7 protein-coding genes are annotated in these 7,216 nt (G+C 56.6%); 3 read left to right on the forward strand and 4 right to left on the reverse strand.

The window, feature by feature from the left end; all coding sequences use genetic code 11:
• Positions 1-53 precede the first annotated feature (53 nt).
• The 3 genes from E0L13_RS11460 to mutY are packed head-to-tail and all read right to left on the reverse strand — an operon-like array spanning position 54 to position 3,405.
• Positions 54-1,055, reverse strand: a complete 1,002-nt coding sequence (locus E0L13_RS11460) for a nucleoid-associated protein (RefSeq protein WP_168062531.1) — start codon at positions 1,053-1,055, stop codon at positions 54-56.
• A gap of 23 nt (positions 1,056-1,078) precedes the next feature.
• The gene (locus E0L13_RS11465; protein ID WP_168062533.1) at positions 1,079-2,347 is read right to left on the reverse strand and encodes a metallophosphoesterase; all 1,269 of its coding nucleotides are present in this window, start codon (positions 2,345-2,347) and stop codon (positions 1,079-1,081) included.
• Positions 2,344-3,405 (reverse strand): A/G-specific adenine glycosylase, encoded by a 1,062-nt coding sequence (gene mutY, locus E0L13_RS11470; protein WP_240924740.1) that lies wholly within the window; start codon positions 3,403-3,405, stop codon positions 2,344-2,346. Before mutY ends, E0L13_RS11465 begins: the two co-directional genes overlap by 4 nt.
• A gap of 126 nt (positions 3,406-3,531) precedes the next feature.
• Between mutY and E0L13_RS11475 the strand changes: the two genes are divergently transcribed.
• Genes E0L13_RS11475 through E0L13_RS11485 form a run of 3 tightly spaced genes read left to right on the forward strand, consistent with a single transcriptional unit; the run spans position 3,532 to position 5,310 of the window.
• Positions 3,532-4,326 (forward strand): DUF4931 domain-containing protein, encoded by a 795-nt coding sequence (locus E0L13_RS11475; RefSeq protein WP_168062535.1) that lies wholly within the window; start codon positions 3,532-3,534, stop codon positions 4,324-4,326.
• Positions 4,327-4,357: 31 nt separating this feature from the next.
• The gene (locus E0L13_RS11480; RefSeq protein WP_168062537.1) at positions 4,358-5,083 is read left to right on the forward strand and encodes a metallophosphoesterase; all 726 of its coding nucleotides are present in this window, start codon (positions 4,358-4,360) and stop codon (positions 5,081-5,083) included.
• Complete coding sequence (locus E0L13_RS11485) at positions 5,080-5,310, forward strand: hypothetical protein (protein ID WP_168062539.1); 231 nt, start codon at positions 5,080-5,082, stop codon at positions 5,308-5,310. The genes E0L13_RS11480 and E0L13_RS11485 overlap by 4 nt, the downstream gene beginning before the upstream one ends.
• A 218-nt stretch (positions 5,311-5,528) precedes the next feature.
• Here E0L13_RS11485 and E0L13_RS11490 read toward each other — a convergent pair whose 3' ends face one another.
• A complete protein-coding gene (locus E0L13_RS11490) occupies positions 5,529-6,641 on the reverse strand; it encodes an MBL fold metallo-hydrolase (RefSeq protein WP_240924741.1) in 1,113 nt (370 codons plus the stop codon).
• Positions 6,642-7,216 lie beyond the last annotated feature (575 nt).

Here is a 7,216-nt window from a genome sequence, read left to right on the forward strand (position 1 = left end):
GCTGCTGCAAGGAAAAAGGGCCTTCTCCTCTGCGGGAAAAAGCCCTCTCTCGTTTATTTATTGATGATCTTTCCGATATTCTTCAATTCGATGGAAATGGTGCCGTCGGGATTATTGATAAACTGGATATAGTCCGTGTTTTCGATGTATTCCGACGGGAAAATGATTTCAATGCCCGTGTCGGTCTTGATCTTGTGGCTGCGGCCGGCCCGTTCGGCAAAGGCCTTGGCGATAGGCACGTCGGCAGGCAGCTTGGCTTCTTCCAGCTGGGCGGCAAATTCATTCCGCATGGCCTGCGAACCGGCGAATACCTCTGCCCCCAAGTCCTGGGGCGAAAAGGCTTCGGCCGTCTCGGCGTTCTCGACAAGGTAATTCTTGGCCTTCGACAAGACCTCCACCGTATTTCCGCCGTGATCCTCGGCGACCTTGGCGGCAATCTTGCTGACCAGCTTGACGGCGTCCCTGGCCGAAATGACCGACGTGCACTGCAGGAGCCGTTCCGGCAGGATATAGATGTCTTCCCCGTCCATCTGCCGCTTCTTGTCGACAAAGCGGATGGAGAAATCGCCGCAGTGTATGAGGGCGTAGGCCTCTATCTTCTGAGACGCGCCGGGCAGGATAGCGTAATGCTTGATAAGCTTGTTGTACACCGCCCCGTCGTCGTCCAATATCTGATGGGTGTAGGCCGTCTTGTTGTCCAGCAGGAGCACGCCGATGCAGCGCACGTCGGCGTCGTCATTGAAATCGACGACGAGGACGTCCAGCGACGACGGCCCGTCACAGTGCGACAAGATGTCGTAGAGCTGCCGCGCCGTCTGCGAGGCGAACTCGTCGAAGCTGATTTCTCCACCGATGAGCTGCTGCAGCAGGGCCTGATAATTACTCGTCGCGTAAAATACGCCCGTCTGCTGGCCTGCGTCCTGCAGGATGCGGTTCATGCGCTTGTCCACGTATTCGTACACGACGTCGCTGCTGAAATCGAGGTCCTTCTGCGACAAGATGCACATGTTCGTATTGAAATCCAATATATGTAAAATCGCTTTTTGTATCATCATACGTATCTGTTGTTTCCTCCTGTTTATCCTTTATGCAGGGTAAAGACCGTCGCCTCGCGGGAGCAGAATACCCGGAAGGGCAGCCAATGGCCCGTGCCGCGGTTGACGTAGCCGTATGAGCCGCCCTGGCGGTACATGCCGCGCAGGTACTTGAAGCCGACGGACTCGACGACAGGCCCGATGAGGGCGAACTGGGCGCCGTGGGTGTGGCCGCACATCGTCAAGGGAATGCGCCGTTCAAAGCCTTCGTCGATGAAATCGGAATGATGCGCCAGCATGACGACGAAGGCCGATTCGGGCACGCCGTCCAAAGCATGAGCCACGTACTCCCGCCGCTGGGCCGTAAAGGCTTCGTCGCCGCGGGCAAAGCTGTAGTCTACGCCGGCAACGTAAAAGGGAGCGCCGTCCTGGCCGGACCGTTCGGCCAAGCCCTCTCCCCGCCCGGCCGACGCCTCTACGGCGCTGTTGCGCAGAATGCGTACCGGCGTCGCCTCCAGCATGGCCGCAATGGCTTCGAGGCCGCGGTAATACTCGTGATTGCCGTAGCAGTAATCTATGCCGTCGGGAAATTTCGCCGCCATCTCCCGCAGCACGTCGCCGCACTGCGGCAGGAGAGACAGCTCGTCGATGAGGTCACCCGTAATTTCCACACGGTTTACCCTCTCCGCCGCCAGCACCTCCAAAGCCTCGCGGAGCCGCTCGGGACTGACGAACAGCCCCAGGTGAACGTCGGAAATCTGGCCGATTTTATAGCCGTCGAGGTAGTCCGGCAGGTCGGGATAGTGCAAGTCGTGACGGGTTACGGCCAGATAGCTCTCGCCGACGAAATTCCCCAATACACTCGTGCCGGCCGCCGCCACGGGGATGACCGCCGCGACGCCACGCAGGAAGGAACGCCGCGTAATCCCCCGTCCTTGTCCCTTCTCCGACGGTACAGGCGGCATAGTCGTCACGCCGCGCCGTTTCTGCTTCCGCCGCCGCAGACGCCGCTCGATAAAGACGGCGGCCGAGGCGACGACCAAGACGGGAAAGGCCAGGAAAAACAGGAAAAACCAGCTGATAGCCCCCAAGGAACCGTACATGAGGAGCATCCCCTCGACAGTTCCCTGCACAGCCGGAAACACTCGCCCGTAGTAAGACAGGCCTGCGCCGGCAATAACCGTCGCTGCCGCCACGAAGACGACCAGCGCCAGCCAGCGGCTGCGGCGGTAGATGTAGTTCCACAGCACGGCGGAGCACACGCAGATGCACGACATGATGATCATGAAATTGATAAAAAAGGGTCCCTTCATCTCGCCATAGCAGTGATTTTACCGTGAGGCCCCGCCCAGGGGACCGACGTCACGTCGCGCCTCGGCAGCCACTGCCAATCCTCCTTTTCCATAAGCTCTCCGCCAATCCGGCGGCCTTCGTAAATAGTCATCTGCCATATCTTGTGGGAAAAGACGTGCTTCAGCGTCCCTATGGGCTCCTCGTCGACATCAATCGTCACGCCGACGCCTTCCGTCAGCTGCCGCACGCCGTCCAAACCATCCGTCCCGTTGGGAAATTCCCACATCGACGCCAGCAAGCCCTGCGGCGGCCGGCGGTGGATGAGCCAGCGTCCATTGTCCTCTACGACGACGACCGTCACCGGCTCTGTCGGCACCTTTTTCTTTACGATGCGCACGGGCAGCTCCTGCTCCCGGCCGGCCCGCTTCGCCATGCATATATCGGCCAAGGGGCATTCGCCGCAGCGGGGATGCTTGGGAATGCAGATCATGGCCCCGAAATCCATCAGCGCTTCGTTGAACGCCCCGGCCCGGCCTTGGGGAATCTGAGCCTGCACCAAGGCCGTAATTTCTTTTTTCACCGGCCCCGACAAGATGTTGCCGTCTATATTATATAGTCGGGCGAAGACCCGCAGGACGTTGCCGTCTACGGCGGCCTCGGCCTCGCCGTAGGCGATGCTCAGGATAGCCCCGGCCGTGTAGTCTCCTACGCCCTTCAAGGCCAGTATATCCTTCTTATTCTTCGGCACCTTGCCGCCGTACGACGCCGCGACCTCGCGCACGGCCTCGTGGAGGTTGCGGGCCCGCGAGTAGTACCCCAACCCCTGCCATTGGCGCAGCACGTCGTCCTGCGAGGCCGCCGCCAGCGTGGGAATATCGGGAAAGCGGTCCATCCAGCTGTCGTAATAGGGCCGCACCGCTTCGACCTTCGTCTGCTGCAGCATGATTTCCGACACCCATACCTTATACGGGTCCCGCGGCACGTCGCGCCGCCACGGCAGGTCCCGCCCGTAGGCGTCGAACCATTGCAGCAGCACCGGCGACCACAAGGCCCCGTCTTTCATATCGTTATCCTTCATATATCTACCATCCTTTCGCAGCTCCCCCGTCGCCGGAAAAGCTGTATCTATAATTATATCGCATCATGTTTAAAAAAGGCAGTCCGTATGCTACAATATATAATGAATAAAAAAGGAGCACACACTATGGAACAGAATCCATTGCACCATATTCTTGAATACAATTTAGACATAGGGAAAACGAAGCCCGATACGGTCCACCGCGACGAATCGTACTGCCCCTTCTGCGACGTAGCCCATTTGAAGAACATCATGGATACCAGAGGTCATATGATTTGGCTGGAAAACGCCTACCCCGTCCTGAAGAACTCCTGGCAGACCCTGATTATCGAAACGGACGACTGCGACGGCGACTTTTCCACCTACGACGCCGCCTACGCCGTCGACCTCATCCGCTTCGGACTGGAAAAATGGCGTCAGGTCAAGGCCATGGAACGCTTCCGCCGCGGCTCTGTCGTATTCTACCGCAACCACGGCTACATGTCGGGCGGGACGATTCACCATCCCCACTCGCAGATCGTCGGCTTCGAGCACTACGACTACCACGACGACATTCAGGCCTGCCACTTCTCCGGTACGCCCATCCTCTGCGAAGAAGGCATAGAAGTCAACCTGTCCCTGCGGCCTATCATCGGATTTTATGAAATCAACCTCATCCTCTCCGACGAGAAAAAGCTTCCCCAGTTCGTACGCTATATGCAGCGCACGGCAGACTACTTCATGTTCAAATTCATCCGCAGCAACGACAGTTACAACATCTTCTTCTACGACTTCCCCGGCGACGACAAGCTGTACGTCAAGATCATGCCCCGCTTCCTGACCAACCCCCTGTTCGTCGGCTACATGATTCCCCAAATATCCAATCCAGGCCATCGGGCCCAGTTCATCGAAGCGATGAAAGGGCAGCTCGCCCAGCCTTAACTCACCAATCCCCTATAGAAAGGAAAGATACATGCGTTTATTTGCAATCGGAGACTTACACTTATCAGGCCATCCGCCTAAAAAGCCAATGGAAATATTCGGCCCCCGCTGGAAAGACCACTGGAGCCGCATCCAGGAAGACTGGAACAGCCGCGTCACCGCCGACGATACAGTGCTCATCGCCGGCGACACGTCGTGGGCCATGCACCTCAAGGACGCCCAGGAAGACCTGGACGAAATCCGCGCCCTACCGGGACGGAAGCTCATCATCCGCGGCAACCACGACTTCTGGTGGGAAAGCGCTGGCAAGCTCAACCGCATGGATGCTGAAAACAACATGCAGTACCTCTACGGCACGACAGTCACCCTCGACGAAGGGCGCATCGCCGTCTGCGGCACCCACGGCTGGGTCTGCCCCGGCGACATCCACTACAAGGAAGAGCGGGACGCCAAGCCCTACCGCCGCGAGCTCCTGCGCGTCGAGCGCACTCTCCAGGAAGCGGAAAAGCTCGGCTGCGAGCACACCATCCTGCTCCTCCACTACCCGCCGGTCTGCGACCTGACCAAGCCCAGCGGCTTTACAGAGCTCCTGGAAAAATACAAGGTACCCCTGTGCATCTTCGGCCACCTCCACGGCATGCAGCCCAATACGATGTTCCCCCGCCGCTACAACGGCACCCTGCTCCACCTCGTATCGGCAGACTATCGAGACTGCAAGCTCCTGGAAATCACCTTTGATGAGGAGGAAAAAGTATGAGCCAAATTGCCCAGAAACACCTCCTGGCCGGCATCATCTTCGGCGACAGCGAAACGGGAGAATACATCTACCTGCCCGGCGGTGAAGTCGGCGCGGACAATCCCCTTTGCGTCTTCGAGCATGACGGCACGAAGGAAGACGTCACATTAGAAGAAGCAGGCTATCTCGTCGACCACCTGACTCTGAAACAATGTGCCCATCCCTCGTTGGGAAGGCGGTCCTTTTAATACAATTTGAATCTCAAAAGATAAACCCAGCGTCATGAAGAGCATACGTCTTTCATGGCGCTGGGTTTTCGCATATATTACAGGTTTTCTTCCGCCGGCCGATTGATTTCTGCCGCATACATAGGCCTCTCTCCGTATCTGCATGACAATCCCATGCGGTTTTATACCGATAGTATACCGCAAGCCGGCCAGACTCCCCCAACCGGCAGCCATGCCGGTTACGTCATCTGTTCCCACCAGGGCCCGAAGACCTGCCGGTCATCACCGATATAGAGGGCCTCGCCGATTTTGGGCGTAAGGAGGCGATACGGTTTTCCCGCGCTGGCGGCAGCCAAACGCCGATACGGCTCGTCCCACCGATGGCGGCTCAGGGCAAATTTGCCGTTGTGTACCGATAAGACGGTCTTCGCGCCGACATCAACGGCGGCCTGGGCTGCTTCCTCCGGCATGAGGTGAATGCGGGCCCAGCGCTCGTTGTACTGGCCATTTTCCACAATAGCCAGATCAAAAGGCCCCAGCGTCTCTCCGATATGGCGGAAATAACTTCCATAGCCGCCGTCGCCGCTAACGTAGACGCGCCGGCCCGGTGTGATAAAGGCAAAGCCGGCCCATTGCGTCTGGTTGCGCTTCAGCATGCGGCCGGAAAAATGCTGACTCGGTAGGACATGAACTGTCAAGCCGTCAGCCAAGGGAATCGCCGTATACCAGTCCTCCTCGCAGACGCGGGCCATGTCGAATCGCCACTGCTCGAAATACTCACCGACGCCAAGGGGGCAGACGATATGCTTCACCTTGTCCTTCAGAGCCATGATGCTGGGATAGTCGAGATGGTCCCAGTGGTCGTGGGAGATGACCAGTACGTCGACAGGGGGTATGTCAGCGGCTCCATATACATTGCTGCCGTCAAAGGCCCGGTTGATGAAAAAGGCTGGAGAAGCATAGCTGCTGAACACCGGATCGATGAGGATGCGATACCCGCCGAGATGCAGGTACAGCGATGAATGGCCCATCCAAACGACGCAGTCCTTATCGAGAGGCAGGGCATGCAAATCCGTTTTTTGAGAAATCATCCGTCCCTTAGGCTTCAATCCCTCAGAGCTGCCGAAGATAAACTCGGCCATCGCCTTAGCCTCTCCGCCCTTAACGGTCTCCTCGATAGGCTCTAAATTCTGAAACTGCCCGTCGTAATAATGAGGAGACGCCAAGATACGTTCCCCCCTCATTCCTGTCGGCAGCCGACCGAACTCCGGCCGGTTCACATAATACGTACCGCCGAGACACAGCCCGGCCGCGCCGATTCCCATAGCTTTCAAAAACTGTCGTCTCTTCATCCGCCATACTCCGTTTCTGTATTTTTACTCCATTATACTCGTTAGAGCAAAGTATAAGTCAAGTGGTTCCTGCCCACAGCGTTAAACAAGAACACTACAAATATATTTTTGGTATACCCATTATATGAATAAAAGCATGTGAGTTTATATCTGCTATTGTGACACTGTTTATAAAAACGCATCCCCATTACTGATATAGGACACGTCGTATCCCGTTCTATTCGCCAAGACTAACATCTTCGTTTTCCTTATCGTAATCATTTTTCAATATAACTGCGTATAAATTATATGAAACATAGCAGCAACAGTGCATAGTCTGTCCCATCTGCTGCATCACGACTGAAATTGCCGTCGTCCTCTGCATCCGGCAGCATAGCAAACGGGCTGCCGCAGCTGATAATGCGGCGAACGCTATATCTATCGCCAACTCCAGTCGGCACAACCAATATCTGGCAAAGTATAAAATCATAAAGGCAACGGTCTGGCCAATACCAGTATGTAGAACCTTTGGAAACACTTCCATAGGGAATCCCTTTCCCCATCAGAATTTAAGCCCATAGCACACAGTACCTAAG

Source organism: Megasphaera sp. SW808, assembly GCF_012027795.1.
GTDB classification, from domain to species: Bacteria; Bacillota; Negativicutes; order Veillonellales; family Megasphaeraceae; genus Megasphaera; species Megasphaera stantonii.

What these genes read in the sequence shown, in the direction of transcription:
- E0L13_RS11465 (WP_168062533.1), bottom strand. Translation starts at nt 2,347, where the DNA reads ATGAAGGGACCCTTTTTTATCAATTTCATGATCATCATGTCGTGCATC.
- E0L13_RS11480 (WP_168062537.1), top strand. Translation starts at nt 4,358, where the DNA reads ATGCGTTTATTTGCAATCGGAGACTTACACTTATCAGGCCATCCGCCT.
- mutY (WP_240924740.1), bottom strand. Translation starts at nt 3,405, where the DNA reads ATGAAGGATAACGATATGAAAGACGGGGCCTTGTGGTCGCCGGTGCTG.
- E0L13_RS11475 (WP_168062535.1), top strand. Translation starts at nt 3,532, where the DNA reads ATGGAACAGAATCCATTGCACCATATTCTTGAATACAATTTAGACATA.
- E0L13_RS11460 (WP_168062531.1), bottom strand. Translation starts at nt 1,055, where the DNA reads ATGATGATACAAAAAGCGATTTTACATATATTGGATTTCAATACGAAC.
- E0L13_RS11485 (WP_168062539.1), top strand. Translation starts at nt 5,080, where the DNA reads ATGAGCCAAATTGCCCAGAAACACCTCCTGGCCGGCATCATCTTCGGC.
- E0L13_RS11490 (WP_240924741.1), bottom strand. Translation starts at nt 6,641, where the DNA reads ATGAAGAGACGACAGTTTTTGAAAGCTATGGGAATCGGCGCGGCCGGG.